The organism is Streptococcus sp. P25B114, from assembly GCF_053010325.1.
This window is the reverse complement of sequence record NZ_JBRKNW010000001.1, coordinates 245,540-263,684: the sequence shown is the minus strand read 5'-3', so window position 1 is coordinate 263,684 and position 18,145 is coordinate 245,540. Positions and strand designations below refer to the sequence as shown.

The window sequence follows — 18,145 nt, the reverse complement described above, 5'->3', positions numbered from 1 at the left end:
CCTTCTAGTAACCAGAGATTTATTCCTATGCACTAGCTACAATCTTTTCAGTATTTTTTCCTGTAAAAATGCTATAACCCAAGAGTCCCACAGAAAGCAAGAGGAAGATGAGAGAAATACTTGTCGCAGAAAGCACCGTCACCATAATGGCGACCAAGGCTTGACCTGCTACCATACCAATCTGGCAGAAAGCATCAATCCCTCCACCGACTGTCGCCAATTTATCTTCAGGCAATTCATTCATAACCAGAGCACTCATTTTTGGATTGAAAATTCCCAGTGTCACTGCCGTTACGAAGATCACTGCCAATACTACATAGATGTTGTGAAGAAAGAAACCTGAGAAAAGTAAAACAGGCATAAGAGTAGAGAACTTGAGGAGGTTGACCAAGCTAACATTTTTGAACAAAGCCATACCGATACTTGACCCCAAGATACTACCAACTGAGAAGAGAATGGAAATCAGAGCCACCGTTGTCCCCGCATTGACAATCACAAAGTCTGAAAACTCCTTCATATTAAGAATTGCTAATGGTGAGAGGGCAGTAAAAATCGCATTCAAGCTTGCAATGGTAATGATTGACGCTTTAAGAACAGGAATATTCTGCACGGCTTGGTAGGAATCTTTGATACTCTGACCAATCCCCTTGATAATGCCTGCTTCTGTTTCTGTTTGCTCAGCTTCTTGGATAGGATTCTCTTTCAACAACTTGGCAAAAGCTGGACGCAAACCTGCCATAATCGCAAGGCTGACCAAGAAGGTCCCAGCGTTGAAGAAGGCTAGGTTTTGATAAGACATAAATCCGATCAGGATGGCACCACTGGCTTGAAAGGCAATCTGCAAGAGATTTTTAACAGTCATTTTAAAAGCCATAGCTGTTTCACGGTCTTCAGCAGCCACTACTCGCAGGCTGACTGGCATATAGAGACCGTTTTCGTATTGACCAGCAAGGTCAGACAGGAAGTTGATGACGCAGACCACTGCCACAACCCACAGGGCTGGGGTAAATCCCATGAGGAAACCAACCAAGGTATACAAACCAACACGAACCAGTAGGGTCGCTAGGATGGTATCCAATTTGTTTTTGGTCTTATCTGCCCAGATTCCGATGAAGAGGCCTGCCAAAATCGGCAAGGTTTCAGAAGCGGTAATCATGGCCAGAGCAAATTTGGTATCTGGTAGAAGCAATACATAGTTCATCAGGGCTAGATAGTAAAGCGTATCGCCAAAGTTGGAAATCAAGTCCGCTACAAAGCTGGACAGGAACAATTTATTGTTGACTAGTTTTTTCATAAGAAACTCCTTTTAATAAAATTAAATATTTGTTTAATCTTATTTTACACTTTATTTTAATAAAGTCAATATTTAATTTTATAAAAATTAAATATTTTTTAAGCAATTGTTTAATTTTTGTTCTATCTGACTTTTTCTTGACAAGATTAGCACAGTTTGTTATAGTATTGTTCGGGCACCTCTTTTGAGAGGTCGGAGAAAAGGCTCCCTAGTTTTAGGGAGCTATTTTTTGTTTTCCCAGAGATTAATACACATTTGGAGGACATATTTGATGAAGAAAATCGCATTTGATTCAACTAAATATTTGAATTTGCAACGTGACCACATTTTAGAGCGTATTGCTCAGTTTGAAGGCAAGCTCTATATGGAATTTGGCGGAAAAATGCTGGAAGATTTCCACGCAGCCCGTGTTTTACCTGGCTATGAACCAGATAATAAAATCAAACTCCTCCAAGAGTTAAAAGACCAAGTAGAAATCGTCATCGCCATCAATGCAAGCAACATCGAACATTCTAAGGCACGTGGTGACTTGGGTATTTCTTATGACCAAGAAGTCTTCCGCTTGATTGACACCTTCAATGATATTGATATTTATGTTGGTTCTGTGGTCATTACCCAGTACCGCAACCAACCAGCCGCAGACGCCTTCCGCAAACAGTTGGAAAAACATGGCATCAAGTCCTATCTCCACTACCCAATCAAGGGCTATCCTTCTGATATCGACCACATCATCTCACCAGAAGGTATGGGCAAAAATGACTACATTGAAACTAGTCGCAATCTCGTCGTTGTCACCGCACCCGGACCTGGTTCAGGTAAATTGGCGACCTGTATCTCCCAGCTCTACCACGACCAACTGCATGGCGTAACATCAGGCTATGCTAAGTTTGAAACCTTCCCAGTTTGGAACTTGCCACTCCACCACCCAGTCAACTTGGCATATGAAGCAGCAACTGCTGACCTGGATGACCTCAACATGATTGACCCTTTCCACTTACAAACCTATGGAAAAACAGCCGTCAATTACAACCGTGACATCGAGGTCTTCCCTGTCCTCAACCGTACCTTTGAACGTATTTTGAACAAATCACCATACGCCTCACCGACAGACATGGGCGTTAACATGGTGGGCTATTCTATCGTGGACGAGGAGGCTGCGATCGAAGCATCCAAGCAAGAAATCATCCGCCGCTACTACCAGACCTTGGTTGATTTCAAAGCTGAGCGGGTTGGTGAACAAGCAGTCAAAAAGATTGAGCTCCTCATGAATGAAGTTGGCGTGACACCTGCTGACCGTAAGGTTGTTATCGCTGCGCGCGAAAAAGCAGAGCTAACAACCAGTCCTGCCCTAGCTATTCAGCTGCCAAATGGTGAGATTGTCACAGGTAAAACCTCTGACCTCCTCAAGCCAACTGCAACTGTCCTTCTCAATGCCATCAAGCAAATCGCACAAATCGATGATGAAACCCTTCTTATCGAACCAAACTACATCCGTCCAATCCAGGAATTGAAGGCAGATTATTTGGATAAAAATAATACTCGTTTGGACGCCAGCGAAATCCTTAACGCCCTTGCTATCACCGCACAAGACAGTCCTCTTGCTGCACTTGCCATGAAAGAATTGGGTCAATTAAACGGTAGCGAAGCCCACTCGACCGTTATCCTATCTGATGAAGACAAGAGCGTCCTCCGTAAACTAGGTATCAATTTAACCTATGATCCTATCTATCAGCACAATAAGTTTTATCAGAAGAACTAAAGACTAAAATAGACTTGCCGGGGCAAGTCTATTTTTGTTATAGAAAAAACAAGAATATTTCTACCCTTGTTTTCTTATTTTATCTATTAGTTGAAATCAACATACTCTTTTTGAAGTTCAAGAACTTCTTCTGCCGTTGCACATTCTGTCAAGGCACGTTGAGCATATTCTTCCATCTTAGCTGTGTCAAGCGTCTTCATGAGGCTACGTGTACGAAGGACAGAAGTTGCACTCATAGAGAACTCATCCAAGCCCATACCTACAAGAAGTGGAACAGCTTGTTGATCACCAGCCATCTCACCACACATACCAGCCCACTTGCCTTCTGCGTGTGCAGCCTTGATAACGTTGTTAATCAAGCGAAGGATAGATGGGTTGTAAGGTTGGTAGAGGTATGAAACTTGCTCGTTCATACGGTCAGCAGCCATTGTGTACTGGATAAGGTCGTTAGTACCGATAGAGAAGAAATCAACTTCTTTCGCAAATTGGTCCGCAAGCATAGCCGCAGCTGGGATTTCAATCATGATACCCACTTGAATATCATCTGCAACTGCAATGCCTTCCGCAAGCAATTTCGCTTTTTCTTCTTCAAGAATAGCTTTTGCAGCACGGAATTCTGTTACCAAAGCAACCATTGGGAACATGATACGAAGTTTACCATGTACTGATGAACGAAGAAGGGCACGCAACTGAGTACGGAACATCTGGTTACCAGTCTCAGAGATAGAGATACGAAGGGCGCGGAAACCTAGGAATGGGTTCATTTCGTGTGGAAGATCGAAGTAAGGAAGTTCCTTATCACCACCAATATCCATTGTACGAACCACAACAGGCTTGCCGTTCATACCTTCAAGAACAGCCTTGTAAGCTTCGTATTGCTCGTCTTCCGTTGGGAAGTCTTGTGAATCCATGTAGAGGAATTCTGTACGATAGAGACCAACTGCCTCAGCACCGTTATCATTTACACCTTCAACGTCTTTAGGTGTACCAATGTTAGCTGCCAATTCAAAGTGTTTGCCGTCAGCTGTAACTGTTTGAGCATCTTTTAACAAAGCCCATTCAGCTTTTTGTTTGGCATAAGCTTCACCGGCTGCTTTGAATTCTGCAATCTGTTCTTCAGTTGGGTTGATAATAACATCACCTGTGATACCGTTAACAGCAAGAACATCGCCGTCTTTAACAATTTCAGTGATGTTATTTGTACCCAATACAGCTGCAATTTCAAGTGTACGAGCCATGATAGCTGAGTGACTTGTACGTCCACCGATGTTTGTTACAAAAGCTTTAACAAATTGCTTATTCAATTGAGCCGTATCAGAAGGTGTCAAGTCATGAGCAATCACGATAGACTCTTCATCAATTGTTGCTGGGTTTGGCAAACGAACACCAAGCAAGTGAGCTAGGACACGTTTAGCAACGTCGCGGATATCTGCTGCACGCTCTTGCATGTATGGGTTATCTTCCATACCTTCAAAGATAGCGATGAACATATCCGTTACTTCTTTCAAACCTGTTTCAGCATTTGTTTTCTTAGCACGGATTGTTTCCTTAATCTGACCAATCATTTCTGGGTCAGCAAGTACCATCAAGTGTGCATCAAATACGGCTGCGGCTTCTTCACCTAGGCTAGCTACTGCATTCTCACGAATAACAGAAAGCTCGTTTTGAGACGCTTCAAGAGCTGCATCCAAACGAGCTTCTTCTGCATTTGTATCTTCAACTGTAACAGTTTCAAAAGATAAATCGGGTTGAACCAGTAGATATGCCTTAGCAACGGCAACACCATCAGATGCTGCAATTCCTTTAAGCATTTCTGTCATGTTCTTATGCCAATCCTTCTTTTTCCATTGTTTCTGTGATTGCTGCGATTGCGTCGTCAGCATCTGCACCTTCAGCAGAGATTGTTACGTCAGCACCTTGGCCAACACCAAGAGACATAACACCCATGATAGATTTAAGGTTAACTGATTTTTCTTTGTAGTTCAACGTGATGTCTGAAGCGAATTTGCTAGCAGTTTGAACAAGCAAAGTTGCTGGACGTGCGTGGATACCTGTTTCTGCCACGATGTGGAAGTCTTTTGAAGCCATATTTGGATTCTCCTTTTTGTTTTACAAAATTTGGGCTATTATGATAACCCTTACAAGGAGGATTATACCACTTTTTGAAATCATTTTCAAGATTTTTTTGCATTTCTTTCATTTTTCTAAGAAAAAGACCTGCCTGGTCGCAAGTCCTTTCTATCTTAAAAATATTGAATAAGAGCCGTAACAAATTGACTAGTAGATAGGGCTTCTACTCCCAAATCCTTTGCAAAGTCAACAGTTACCTGTTTATTTTCAAAAGCTTTTTCGAGTCCAGAAACAATAATCTCTGCTGCTTCTTTCCAATTCATATAATCCAACATCATACAAGCAGACAATAGAACGGAACTTGGATTAGCCTTGTTTTGGCCAGCAATATCTGGCGCTGTTCCATGAGTAGCTTCAAAAATGGCATGTCCTGTTTGGTAATTGATATTTGCACCTGGTGAGATGCCGATTCCACCAACCTGGGCCGCTAGAGCATCTGAAGCGTAGTCTCCGTTGAGATTGGTGAGGGCCACCACATCGAACTTTTCTGGAGCAAGTAAGATTTGCTGAAGGAAATTGTCCGCAATAATATCATTGACAACCAAGTCACCTGACACAAGTTGCTCTGCATATTCTTCCTGGGCCAATTCATAGCCCCATTTACGGAAACCACCTTCCGTGAACTTTTGAATGTTGCCCTTGTGGACCAGGGTTACATTTTTTAGGCCATTTTCCAAGGCGTAATCAATAGCAGAGCGAACCAAGCGCTTGCTGCCTTCCTCAGAAATCGGCTTGATACCGATACTCGATGTCTCAGGGAAACGAATTTTACTAACTCCCATCTGGTCCTTCAAGAAAGCAAGCACCTGTGCTACTTCAGCAGTTCCAGCATCCCATTCGATACCTGCATAAATATCTTCTGTATTTTCACGGAAAATCGTAATATTGGTTTTTTCAGGCTCTTTGAGTGGACTAGGCACTCCCTTAAAATAGCGGACTGGCCGCACACAGGCAAAGAGGTCCAGTTCCTGGCGCAAGGCCACATTCAGTGATCGATGGCCCTTACCAACAGGCGTTCCCAGCGGTCCTTTAATAGCCACGAGGTGGTCCTTAATGGTGGCTAAGGTCTCGTCTGGTAAGGAAGTTCCTGTTGTTTCATAGGCCTTTTCACCGGCCAATACTTCCTTCCAGACAATCTGACGCTGGCCATCATAAGCCTTTTCAACTGCCGCATCAATCGCAGACTGAGCCGCTGACCAAATATCCTTACCGACACCATCCCCCTCGATATAGGGAATAACGGGTTGGTCAGGAACCAGCAACTTTCCATTTTCAAATCTAATTTTTTCTGCCATACTTATCTCTTTCCGATTGGGATATAGGTCAAATTCCGTCCACCTAGATAGGACGAACGAGGACGGATGAGCTTATTGTTCTTGCGTTGTTCCTGTACATGGGCAATCCAGCCGGCCATACGACTCATGGCAAATATTAAGGTAAATATATCACTGTCAATGCCCAAAACATGGTATACCGTCGCCGAATAGAAATCCACATTGGGAATCAAGCCTTTTTTGTGCTTGATAAAGTCCTCTACTTCTTCGGACAAGCGATAGAAGGCCTCATCATCCGTTCCCAGTGTCAAATCACGCGCCATTTCCTTCAAATATTCTTGACGAGGATCCACCGTTTGATAAACCCGGTGACCAAAGCCCATAATTTTTTCTTTTGAGTCCAATTTTTGCTGCAAGTAACCTTCTGTATCACCAGATTCACGGATAGCCAGCAACATATCGAAAACCCGCTCATTAGCTCCGCCATGTAGAGAACCCTTGAGCGTTCCAATAGCTGTCGTCACGCAAGAATAAATATCTGTCAGGGTGGAGGCGGTCACGCGCGCCGCAAAGGTCGAGGCGTTGAGTTCATGGTCAGCATGGAGGACCAGTGCCTTGCTAAAGGCCTTGACTTGCAAATCTGTCGGCTCCTTCCCATTGAGCATATAGAGGAAATTAGCCGCAAAGCCCAGATCCTCACGAGGCTCAATCGGCACCAAGCCCTTCCGCAGACGAGCAAAGGTTGCAATGATTGTCGGAACCTTAGCCATAATCTGAATAGACTGGTCATAGAGGGCCTCCAGCGAACTTTCCTCAGCCCGAACATTGTAAACACCTAAGAGTGACACCGTTGACCGCAAAACACTCATCGGGTGCAGGTGTCTGCGTGACTGGATGAGAATGCACTGCTCCACCGCATCAGAAATGGCATACTCAGCCCGCAAGGCTTTTTCAAAATAATTAAGCTCAATCTGCGTCGGGAGGTGCAGATTCCAAAGCAGGTAAATGACCTCTTCAAAAGACGCATTATTGTCCATCAACTCTGAAATATCATAACCAGCATAGGAAAGGCGGTCATTTTCAATCGCACTAATGCGCGTATCGCAGGCAATGGCATCTTTCAATCCATTTGTTTCTGTCATAGTTGACCTCCTAGTTTCTTTCTCACCACCATTGGCAAAATGCCTCCGTGGCGGTAATAACGAATATCAGCCTCCGCATCAAAGCGAGCCAGAGCCTGAAATTCCTTGGTTTCATTTTCCGAAATAGCCCGAACGGTTACCATCTGACCAACCGTCACATCCTCCGGCAAATCGATAGAGTAGGTTTCCAAACCAGTCAAGCCCAGACTGTCTGCTGTCTGCCCCTCAAGGAATTGCAAGGGTAGGACACCCATCATGACTAGATTAGAGCGGTGAATGCGTTCAAAGGATTCTGCCAATACAGCCTTGACACCCAAAAGATTGGCCCCCTTGGCTGCCCAGTCACGACTAGAACCCATCCCATAGTCCTTACCAGCAATTACCAGGCTACCAATTCCAGCCTCCTGATACTTCATAGCAACATCATAAATCGGCAGAATTTCGCCATCATACTTGGTAAAACCACCAATTTTTCCATCTGCCAACTCATTTTTAATCCGGATATTGGCAAATGTTCCTCGCATCATGACCTGGTGGTTCCCACGGCGACTACCATAGGAGTTGAAGTCAAAGTATGAAATCCCATTATCCTCTAGGTAGCGAGCAGCGGGACTGAGTCGCGCAATGTTCCCCGCTGGTGAAATGTGGTCGGTAGTGACAGAGTCTCCAAATTTGGCCAGGACTGCTAGATTGTCCAAAGGCTTGATAGATAAATCTGTCTGCATATTATCAAAATATGGCGGGTTTTGAATGTAGGTTGACTTGTCATTCCAGGCATAATTTTTATCCGACGTCGTTTCAATGGCATTCCAAGCTTGACTATCTGTAAAGACCTGTTGGTATTCTTCCTTATAAAGGTCACGGGTCACATACTGCTCGATATAGGCATCTACTTCCTCACGACTTGGCATGATGTCTGAGAGATAGACAGGTTGACCATTCTGGTCTTGACCAAGCGGCTCTGTCGTCAAGTCAACATTCATGTTTCCTGCAATGGCATAGGCCACTACAAGGGGCGGACTTGCAAGGAAATTAGCTTTGACGAGCGGATTGATACGGCCCTCAAAGTTGCGGTTTCCAGATAAGACTGCCGAAACCAGCAAATCTTCTTCCTTAATGGCTTCTGCAACTTCTACTGGCAAATCACCGGAATTCCCGATACAAGTGGTACAACCATAGCCGACCAAGTTAAATCCAAGCGCATCCAGATAGGTTTGGAGGCCTGAATTTTTCAAGTAACCTGTAACAACTTTTGAACCAGGTGCCAGAGAAGTCTTGACCGTTTTATTGACTGTCAGGCCTTTTTCAACCGCATTCTTAGCCAGTAATCCTGCCGCTAAAAGTACGTAGGGGTTAGATGTATTTGTACAAGAGGTAATAGCTGCAATGGCTACATGACCTGTCTGAATCGTCTCATCTCCGTCCGCATAATGCACCGTCGCTGTCTTATCTAGCTCTGCCTTGTCCAAACCAAAACCACGAACACCAACTTCACGAGTGATGCTGGCAGCAAATTCCTCCTTGGCATCGGTCAATTCAATCAAATCTTGCGGCCGTTTTGGTCCAGAAATAGACGGCACCACCGTTGACAAATCCAACTCCAAAACCTTGGTGTAGGTTGGGAAATTGACCTCATCGTAGAACAGATGATTGACCTTGGCATAAGCCTCCGTCAAGGCGATATGGTCCTCTGAACGGTTGGTCAGGCGCATGTAGTTTAAGGTCTCAGCATCGATCGGGAAGTAACCACAAGTCGCGCCATACTCAGGTGCCATGTTGGAAACCGTCGCCCGGTCAGCCAGTGCCAATGAAGACAGACCCGGTCCAAAAAATTCAACAAACTTGCCGACAACATTTTCCTGGCGGAGCAATTGTGTCACCCGTAGAGCCAAATCTGTCGCTGTCGCAACCTTGGGCAGACTGCCTGTCAAATGAACACCAATCACTTCTGGAATTGGGAAATAAGACGCCTCTCCCAACATAGCTGCCTCGGCCTCAATACCTCCGACACCCCAGCCCAGAACACCGATACCGTTGATCATGGTCGTATGGCTGTCCGTACCGAACATAGAATCTGGATAAAGTAGGCCATCCTGCTCGATGACAACATCACTGAGGAACTCAATATTGACCTGGTGGATAATCCCTGTTGCAGGTGGCACAGCCCGATAATTCTCAAAAGAGTTTTCCGCCCATTTTAAGAATTCATAACGCTCGTTATTGCGCTCAAATTCTAGCTCAATATTTTTTTCCAGAGCCTGGTCCGTACCGAAGTAATCGACCTGTACAGAGTGGTCAACCACCAAATCAACTGGAATTTCGGGGTTAATCAAATCAGGACTGCCACCCGCCTTAACCACCGCATCACGCATGGATGCAAGGTCAACCACAACTGGAACCCCTGTAAAATCCTGCAAAATAACACGACTTGGCTTAAAAGGAACCTCACCCTGTGGAGCTGCAGCCTGGTAGGTAACCAAATCTTTAATGTGACTTTTGGTCACATCTACACCATCTTCCTTACGAAGTAAGCTTTCCAACAGAATACGAATCGTATAAGGGAGTGCCTGAATATTCACACCATGTTCTTGGGCAACCTCTCCCAAATCATAGTAAGAGAATAATTTTTGTTTGTGTTCAAATTTCGATTTGTTCTTTTGAGTCATGTCTGCTACCTCTATGTATTCATTATGTATATTATACTGGAAGTTGCTTTTTTTATTCAAACACAACTTAACCATGAATGTCATATTTTATGACATATGGTGATTTCGCATAGAAAACAGCTCTACTACGGCTTAAACAAAGCTTGTAGACCTCATTTTCAGAAAACACTACATGTAGTATTTTCTTGTTCGTTATTCGTCTATATTTTGTGATTTGTTTAAGCTAACCCCTTGACTTTAACCCCAAAATCTTGTATTCTTGATTGGTAAATTTGAAGGGAATTATGCAATTTCCTTGTAAACAAAGGAGAAATCGAATGGTTACTATCTATTCAAAAAATGATTGTGTACAGTGCAAGATGTCTAAGAAATTCCTAGACCAACACGGTGTGGAATACAAGGAAATCAACCTGGATGAGCAGCCAGAATTTATTGACCACGTCAAAGGACTTGGTTTCTCAGCAGCGCCAGTGATTGAAACTGAAAACGACGTTTTCTCTGGTTTCCAACCTGCAAAATTAAAAGTCTTAGTATAAGAAGCCTATTATAGAAAGAGATTGCGACTATGAGTTTGAAAGATTTGGGCGATGTGTCCTACTTCCGTTTAAATAACGAAATCAACCGTCCTGTCAATGGACAAATCCCCCTCCACAAGGATCAGGAGGCCCTTAAAGCCTTTTTCAAGGAAAATGTTATCCCTAACAGCAAGCAATTCGATAGCATTTTGGATAAAATCAACTATCTTGTCGAGGAAAATTATTTAGAAAAAGAATTTTTGGAGCAGTACAGCCCAGAATTTCTCATTAAAATTGACCAATTTTTGAAAGACCAGAACTTCCAATTTAAGTCTTTCATGGCAGCCTACAAGTTTTATAACCAGTACGCCCTCAAGACAAACGACGGTGCTTACTATCTGGAAAGCATGGAGGACCGCGTCCTCTTCAACGCCCTCTATTTTGCGGAAGGTGACGAAGAATTGGCCTTGGATTTGGCAAACGAGATGATCCACCTGCGTTACCAGCCTGCAACTCCTTCCTTCCTCAATGCTGGTCGTGCTCGCCGTGGTGAATTGGTATCCTGTTTCTTGCTTCAAGTAACAGACGACATGAACTCTATCGGTCGGTCTATCAACTCTGCTCTGCAATTATCCCGTATCGGTGGCGGTGTCGGTATCTCCCTCAGCAACCTGCGTGAGGCTGGCGCTCCTATCAAGGGATATGAAGGAGCTGCATCTGGTGTCGTTCCAGTTATGAAACTTTTTGAAGATAGTTTCTCTTATTCCAACCAGCTTGGTCAGCGTCAAGGTGCCGGTGTGGTTTACTTGGATGTTTTTCACCCAGATATTATCGCTTTCCTTTCGACTAAGAAGGAAAATGCGGATGAGAAAGTTCGTGTAAAAACCCTTTCTCTCGGTATCACTGTTCCTGATAAGTTCTACGAATTGGCTCGTAAAAATGAGGACATGTACCTCTTCAGCCCTTACTCTGTTGAGCTAGAATACGGCGTGCCATTCAGCTATTTGGACATTACAGCTAAATATGACGAGTTGGTGGCCAACCCTCGCATTCGTAAGACAAAAATCAAGGCCCGCGATTTGGAGACAGAAATTTCAAAACTCCAACAAGAATCAGGCTATCCGTATGTCATCAACATTGACACGGCCAACCGCAGCAATCCAGTTGACGGTAAAATCATCATGTCCAACCTTTGCTCAGAAATCCTGCAAATCCAGACACCAAGCGTCATCAACGATTCGCAAGAATATTTGACAATGGGTACTGACGTTTCATGTAACTTGGGTTCAACCAACATTGTTAACCTCATGAAATCACCTGACTTTGGTCGTTCTGTTCGTGCTATGACACGCGCCTTGACCTATGTTACTGACCATTCTCACATTTCTGCTGTGCCTTCGATTGAGGCAGGTAATGAGCGTGCACATTCGATTGGTTTGGGTGCCATGGGACTTCATTCTTACTTGGCGCAAAACTTGGTGGACTACGGTTCAAAAACAGCCGTTGAATTTACCAATATCTACTTCATGCTCCTCAACTACTGGACTTTGGTAGAATCAAACAACATTGCACGCGAACGCAAGGCGACTTTTGATAACTTTGAAAACTCAAAATACGCAGACGGCACTTATTTCGATAAGTATGTGACAGGCGACTACCAACCACAATCTGACCGTGTTAAAGAATTGTTCCAAGGTATTTTCATTCCAAGCGGACAAGATTGGGCTGACCTGCGTGATAAGGTGATGGCAGACGGTCTCTACCACCAAAACCGCTTGGCAGTTGCACCAAACGGCTCTATTTCCTATATCAATGATGTCTCTGCTTCCATCCACCCAATTACTCAACGGATTGAAGAACGTCAAGAGAAGAAAATCGGTAAAATCTATTATCCAGCAGCAGGCTTGGCAACGGAAACTATTCCGTTCTACAAATCAGCCTACGACATGGATATGCGCAAGGTGATTGATGTCTACGCTGCTGCTACTGAGCACGTCGACCAAGGTTTGTCACTGACCCTCTTCCTCCGCAGCGAATTGCCAAAAGAGCTTTACGAGTGGAAAAATGAGAACAAGCAGACAACCCGTGACCTCTCTATCCTGCGCAACTACGCCTTCAACAAAGGCATCAAGTCTATCTACTACATCCGCACCTTCACCGACGACGGAGAAGAAATCGGATCAAACCAATGTGAAAGTTGTGTAATTTAAGACACTAACATTCATTGATGCTAAAGCATCTAATGAATGAACGGTACTGACTATATGGTCAGTACCTAAGTGGCTTACTACCTCGAAAAGTCGTTAAGTTCGAACGACTTTTCTCAGGTCGTAACTTGCAAGGGATTAGCTGTTGGCAAGCCAACTAGCTAAGCTACGCCAACCGCTATGAGCGGATTAGCTAGCTACCATACGTCAAATTGTGCTGCTTGCGAACAAAGCAATCTAATGAACGTCCTTGGGGCGTTTTTTAGCAAAAAATATGATACAATAGTATAGATATTTCTAGAAAAGAAAGAGAGAAATATGGAAACCTACTACAAAGCCATAAACTGGAATGCCATTGAAGATGTCATTGACAAATCGACCTGGGAAAAATTGACCGAGCAATTTTGGCTCGACACGCGTATCCCTTTGTCCAATGACTTGGATGACTGGCGCAAATTGACTGCCGAAGAGAAAGACCTGGTGGGCAAGGTCTTTGGTGGTCTGACACTCTTGGATACCCTTCAATCTGAAACAGGTGTTCAAGCCCTCCGCCAAGATGTGCGGACACCACACGAAGAGGCTGTTTACAACAACATCCAATTCATGGAGTCTGTTCACGCCAAGTCCTACTCTTCTATCTTCTCCACTCTTAACACCAAGTCAGAGATTGAAGAAATTTTTGAATGGACCAACAGCAATGAATACCTGCAACGCAAGGCTAAAATCATCAACGAAATTTATGAAAATGGCACAGCGCTCGAGAAGAAAGTAGCCAGCGTATTTTTAGAGACCTTCCTTTTCTATTCTGGTTTCTTCACTCCGCTCTACTATCTTGGAAATAACAAGCTGGCCAACGTTGCTGAAATTATCAAGTTGATTATCCGTGATGAATCTGTCCACGGTACCTATATCGGCTACAAATTCCAGCTCGGTTTCAATGAATTGACCGAAGAGGAGCAAGATAAGCTCCGCGACTGGATGTACGACCTGCTCTATCAGCTTTATGAAAATGAAGAAGGCTACACTCGCTCGCTCTATGATAGCGTTGGTTGGACTGAGGAAGTTTTGACCTTCCTACGCTACAATGCCAACAAAGCCCTCATGAACATGGGACAGGACCCACTCTTCCCAGATTCAGCGGATGATGTCAATCCAATCATCATGAACGGTATTTCGACCGGTACATCCAACCACGACTTCTTCTCTCAAGTTGGTAACGGCTACCTGCTCGGTGAAGTGGAGGCCATGCAGGATGATGATTACCTTTATGGTTTGTAAAATAGATAAATAAAAAAGCAGTCGACCACTGCTTTTTTTCTATGCCCCAACCAATATCATACCGTAGGCAATCAGGTTGTTGACAAAATGGAGCGCCATTGAATAGCGGATATCTCGTTTGAGCAAGAAAATCCATCCCAGATTGACTCCCATTGTAAAGTAAATCAAGAACTGCGGAATGGTTGCTGGTCCGTGTGGTAGGCTGAACAAAAGCCCTGACACAACCAAGTAAATCCCCACTGTTTTCATGCTCTGCATTTTCGGGAAGAAATAGGTGGCCAGAAAACCACGGAAAATCAATTCTTCCAGGATAGGGGCAAATACCACTACGGAGAAAAAGGCAAGAATGGGGTAAGCAGAAACAAACTGCACCACTATCATCTGGTTTTGGCTTTCCTCTACAGGAATGAGAAACTGAATGACAAAATAGACCAGGTAGACCAGAATAGGCCAGTGTAGCTTGTGGAACCAGCTACTTTCGACGGTGTAGGCAATGGTCTTGCGTGGATAGACGACCTTCCAGAGGACCACAGCGAGGATTGTGGTCAGCACGATGCCGATAATGCCGCTAATCCAGACTGCTTGTTCCACAATTGGAGCTGGTAGCTCTGCTGCTAGTTGGTCCTTGAAGATGCCCAGCGAGATAAAGCTGCTGGTGACCTGGCTTGCTAGGAAATAAAGCACTATTAAGCCTAAGTGTTTGATAAATTTTAACATAGATAACCCCTAATCTACTTTTCTAAATTCAGCAATAGCATCTAGTCTGACCAAGCGAGTCGTGGTCTTACCGGCCTTGCCTGTCTGACTGAGCTTGACCCAATCCTCATCGCATGCCTCAATCGTAAAATCCTGTCCAATCCCATCTTCAAAGACTACATGAACTGTAGCACCAACCAATTCTTCCACCATTTTTGACATGACATTTCCTCCATTTATCTGTTTTTTGAGTTTCTTGATCTGTTTGGCCAATTTCTTGACTTTTCCATCGTAGGAAAAATAGGATACAAACAGGAAACCAACCGCTGCAAGTGCAATATACTCCAAACTTTCACCTCCGACTTATCCTAATGAACCATTCATGAGCATCTGCATCAAAAGCATGAGCAAAAATCCGATGATATTGTTGATGAAATGCACCAGCATGCTGTACTCCAAGCGTTTGCCTAGGCGGTAAATGAGACCTAGCACCAGCCCCATGCCCCCATACATAATCCAAGAACCAAGCCCTGTCGGAGCGTGCATGAGACCAAAGAGTAGGCTGGATAAGATGAGACCGAAGATAGATTCCTTGCCAAAGATTTTACCCATGATAAAGCCTCGGAAGACGATTTCCTCGACAATAGGAGCAAAAATAGATGTCAATAAAAACAAGATAATCGGAGGGAATCCCATATCTTCAATGGCTTGCTGATTGACTGTGTTGAGCCCTTCACCCGACAATTGCATGACAATGCCTGCTATGATTTTAACAGCAAAAACTGCGATAAATCCAAGACCTACATAGGCCAACATCTTGAGAAAACCGTCCTGCCAAAATTTCGAAAGTAACTTCGCTTTACCTGCTAAGAAGATTTCCAAACCTGTCACTACCAGCAAGGTAGCGCTTGCCCAGACTAGATTGAGCCCTTGGTAATTGTCCAACCGAACTAAAATAAAGGTCGCTCCGATATTTAATGTAAAAGCCAAGAGAAACCATAAAATATAGGGCCAATTTTTCACCATATTCCATTTTTTGATATTCATCGCAATCTCCTTTTTTCTATATTATTTATAATAATTTTTTGCCATTTTTAACTGCATGACCATAATATAGATATGAATACCTCCTGCAATCAATAGGCCTGTCAATTCTACTTCTCCTTGAATAGCTGAAAGAGCAAAACAAAATAGATAAATCCCCGGTAAAATCATACTGCTCAAGTTCATCACGATTTCAAAAGACATTTTGTAGTTTGCCTGCAATTCTGCCTCATCCAACCCTAAAACGTTAGCCTTTACTTCTTTCAAGGTTGGCACAAGAGGCGCCTTAATACCTTTTATCTTATTGTGCCGTTTCATCAGCAACATTTGCATAACAGTGGTGTAAACCAAGACAACAAATGGCCAAATTGAAAAGAATATAAATAACCCATTAGAAGAAATATCCAATTTCAAATTGAGCATCAAACTGACCATTCCCAAAACTGACATAAGACCTGTAAATGTCACTGCGTACGAGTAGTCTAAACTCAGTACTCGATATAGTTCATCAATGCGCTCATCGTCATCAGCTAAATCCTTATATATTTTATAGTTCTTTTCTGCTTTTATAAAATAATAAAGCTGTACCAATAAGGAAACAAGTGTCATGAACAAGAGTACTCCGCTAGCTATATCAAGGATAGTTTGGAAGGGTAGTTGCAAAGGATGATCTAATAAGTCAAAAAATCCAATTAAAAAACCTATAGGCGCACCAATTAAAGCACCAATACCCAGTTGTTTACCTAATCTGAGAAGACTATTTTTTGATTTTTCTTTCTTCATCCCTCTACCTCCACTAATTGAAAGACATTCTCCACGTTTTCGTTGAAAATCATGGCAATCCGCATGGCGATGACCACTGAGGGCGTATATTCCCCACGCTCTATCAGACTAATGGTCTGCCGCGAAACTTCTGCTAACTTGGCCAGCTCTGTCTGGTTGAGGCTATCCCGTGCCCGCAACTCCTTGAGCCGATTTTTTAAGACATATTCCATGTTGTTTCCTTTCTAGGCTTGGTAGATAATCAAGCCTGTTTCTGTGTCTTCGACAGCTATATTCCCCTTAGCAAACTTAACCAACAAGAGATAAGTATAGTAGAAATCACCAGCACAAGCAGCTGCATGCATGGTAGCTACCATCAGATAAAGAGATACGTCCATTCCCCCTAAGCACGCTAGTATTGTCAAGCCTAGACTAATCACGACAAAGGGAGCCAGGGAAATTACCAACATTTGCATCCGATTATAGAGGGAACCTGGACTGGTTGCATAGGCCATGCCGGACTTCCATTTAAACCCGTATTTGACAGGATTTTCAGGACAAAAAACCTTGAAGAAGATGCCGTGGATAGCCTCATGCACAACTATCAAAAGAGGAAATAGAACCATTCCTATCCATAACTCTGGTAAGGTAAGTGGCAAATTTTGATCTACATTAGCCAGCAAGGAAAAGGCTAACTTACCGAATAGAAGAGCAAATGGGAAGACTAGAACAATCGCAAGAATATTCAATCCCCAGACAAATTTCTTATTTTCCATGATATTGACTTCATATAATTTCTTTTTCGCTTCCATCTTTCTTCTCCTTCATTTTCCTTCAAGCTAGACTAAACTATATAGTCCTAGAGCAACTCCAATCAGTAAGCCGAATATAGTTGCCCCTGTAATCATAATTGCTGCCATATCAGATGAAATGTGTCGTTTCATAAGGTTTCTCCTGTCTTTCCTTAGCTTTTTTCACTATTTTTCTTTTTGTTAAATTGCAGAGCTAACACCAGTGTCGCCAATAAAGGAGGAAAGGGATAACTCATTTCCGTCAAACCAATGTCAAATCCTAGCAAGGCAAAAATTTTAAATATCAAAATAGTTATCAAGAAGAGTGCGAAAAACAGTAGGACTACTTTCATTCCATTTTTAACTGTCTTGTTCATTTTTCTTCTCCTTTTCTCTGCTGAGAGTGACATCTAAAAGAAGGAGAGAATTCATCATCATCAAGAGTATCATGGTATCTATCTCCCGACCAAATACGATGTTTTTAACTAAACTATAAATCAAATATAGTGCAACTAGAACCTGCACTCCTCGCACAACGCTTGTTCCTGTAATCAAAATTCCTTTTTTATTGTTATTGTTTTTCATAA

At 43.3% G+C, this 18,145-nt stretch carries 18 protein-coding genes; 4 read left to right on the top strand and 14 right to left on the bottom strand.

Annotated features, from left to right (window positions below; translation table 11 throughout):
* Positions 1–25: 25 nt before the first annotated feature.
* The gene (locus tag ACVC7T_RS01205) at positions 26–1,294 is read right to left on the bottom strand and encodes an MFS transporter (RefSeq protein WP_099807113.1); all 1,269 of its coding nucleotides are present in this window, start codon (positions 1,292–1,294) and stop codon (positions 26–28) included.
* A 271-nt stretch (positions 1,295–1,565) separates the two neighbouring features.
* Here ACVC7T_RS01205 and ACVC7T_RS01200 point away from each other — a divergent pair, with 271 nt between their 5' ends.
* A complete protein-coding gene (locus ACVC7T_RS01200) occupies positions 1,566–3,053 on the top strand; it encodes a DUF1846 domain-containing protein (RefSeq protein WP_447262323.1) in 1,488 nt (495 codons plus the stop codon).
* A gap of 86 nt (positions 3,054–3,139) precedes the next feature.
* Here ACVC7T_RS01200 and ptsP read toward each other — a convergent pair whose 3' ends face one another.
* From ptsP to acnA, 5 genes are all read right to left on the bottom strand, one after another.
* On the bottom strand, positions 3,140–4,873 hold the full coding sequence (ptsP, locus tag ACVC7T_RS01195; protein ID WP_447262322.1) for a phosphoenolpyruvate--protein phosphotransferase: 1,734 nt from the start codon (positions 4,871–4,873) through the stop codon (positions 3,140–3,142).
* 4 nt (positions 4,874–4,877) lie between these two features.
* Complete coding sequence (locus tag ACVC7T_RS01190) at positions 4,878–5,141, bottom strand: phosphocarrier protein HPr (protein WP_002936050.1); 264 nt, start codon at positions 5,139–5,141, stop codon at positions 4,878–4,880.
* A 155-nt stretch (positions 5,142–5,296) separates the two neighbouring features.
* Complete coding sequence (gene icd / locus ACVC7T_RS01185; protein ID WP_447262321.1) at positions 5,297–6,478, bottom strand: NADP-dependent isocitrate dehydrogenase; 1,182 nt, start codon at positions 6,476–6,478, stop codon at positions 5,297–5,299.
* 2 nt (positions 6,479–6,480) lie between these two features.
* A complete protein-coding gene (locus ACVC7T_RS01180; RefSeq protein ID WP_447262320.1) occupies positions 6,481–7,599 on the bottom strand; it encodes a citrate synthase in 1,119 nt (372 codons plus the stop codon).
* Positions 7,596–10,265: an aconitate hydratase AcnA gene (gene acnA, locus ACVC7T_RS01175; protein WP_447262319.1), complete on the bottom strand. Its 2,670-nt coding sequence runs from the start codon at positions 10,263–10,265 to the stop codon at positions 7,596–7,598. Before acnA ends, ACVC7T_RS01180 begins: the two co-directional genes overlap by 4 nt.
* 317 nt (positions 10,266–10,582) lie before the next feature.
* Between acnA and nrdH the strand changes: the two genes are divergently transcribed.
* From nrdH to nrdF, 3 genes are all read left to right on the top strand, one after another.
* Complete coding sequence (gene nrdH, locus ACVC7T_RS01170) at positions 10,583–10,801, top strand: glutaredoxin-like protein NrdH (protein ID WP_105160052.1); 219 nt, start codon at positions 10,583–10,585, stop codon at positions 10,799–10,801.
* Positions 10,802–10,830: 29 nt separating this feature from the next.
* Entirely contained in the window at positions 10,831–12,990 is a 2,160-nt protein-coding gene (nrdE, locus tag ACVC7T_RS01165) for a class 1b ribonucleoside-diphosphate reductase subunit alpha (RefSeq protein WP_105110321.1), read from the top strand.
* A gap of 315 nt (positions 12,991–13,305) precedes the next feature.
* Entirely contained in the window at positions 13,306–14,265 is a 960-nt protein-coding gene (gene nrdF, locus ACVC7T_RS01160) for a class 1b ribonucleoside-diphosphate reductase subunit beta (RefSeq protein WP_105122184.1), read from the top strand.
* A 39-nt stretch (positions 14,266–14,304) separates the two neighbouring features.
* Here the strand turns inward: nrdF and ACVC7T_RS01155 are convergent, their stop codons facing one another.
* From ACVC7T_RS01155 to ACVC7T_RS01120, 8 genes are all read right to left on the bottom strand, one after another.
* Entirely contained in the window at positions 14,305–14,982 is a 678-nt protein-coding gene (locus ACVC7T_RS01155) for a CPBP family intramembrane glutamic endopeptidase (RefSeq protein ID WP_172009116.1), read from the bottom strand.
* A 9-nt stretch (positions 14,983–14,991) separates the two neighbouring features.
* Entirely contained in the window at positions 14,992–15,309 is a 318-nt protein-coding gene (locus ACVC7T_RS01150) for a hypothetical protein (protein ID WP_125265518.1), read from the bottom strand.
* 15 nt (positions 15,310–15,324) lie between these two features.
* The gene (locus ACVC7T_RS01145; RefSeq protein ID WP_447262318.1) at positions 15,325–16,008 is read right to left on the bottom strand and encodes a CPBP family intramembrane glutamic endopeptidase; all 684 of its coding nucleotides are present in this window, start codon (positions 16,006–16,008) and stop codon (positions 15,325–15,327) included.
* 21 nt (positions 16,009–16,029) lie between these two features.
* Positions 16,030–16,788: a DUF3169 family protein gene (locus tag ACVC7T_RS01140; protein ID WP_447262317.1), complete on the bottom strand. Its 759-nt coding sequence runs from the start codon at positions 16,786–16,788 to the stop codon at positions 16,030–16,032.
* On the bottom strand, positions 16,785–17,000 hold the full coding sequence (locus ACVC7T_RS01135; protein WP_172067905.1) for a helix-turn-helix domain-containing protein: 216 nt from the start codon (positions 16,998–17,000) through the stop codon (positions 16,785–16,787). The genes ACVC7T_RS01140 and ACVC7T_RS01135 overlap by 4 nt, the downstream gene beginning before the upstream one ends.
* Before the next feature lie 12 nt (positions 17,001–17,012).
* Positions 17,013–17,579, bottom strand: a complete 567-nt coding sequence (locus ACVC7T_RS01130; protein WP_447262316.1) for a DUF3267 domain-containing protein — start codon at positions 17,577–17,579, stop codon at positions 17,013–17,015.
* Between the two features lie 152 nt (positions 17,580–17,731).
* Positions 17,732–17,935 carry a hypothetical protein gene (locus ACVC7T_RS01125; protein ID WP_105122179.1) on the bottom strand — a complete coding sequence of 68 codons (204 nt, stop codon included), beginning with the start codon at positions 17,933–17,935 and terminating at the stop codon, positions 17,732–17,734.
* Entirely contained in the window at positions 17,919–18,143 is a 225-nt protein-coding gene (locus ACVC7T_RS01120) for a hypothetical protein (RefSeq protein WP_105122178.1), read from the bottom strand. The genes ACVC7T_RS01125 and ACVC7T_RS01120 overlap by 17 nt, the downstream gene beginning before the upstream one ends.
* Positions 18,144–18,145 lie beyond the last annotated feature (2 nt).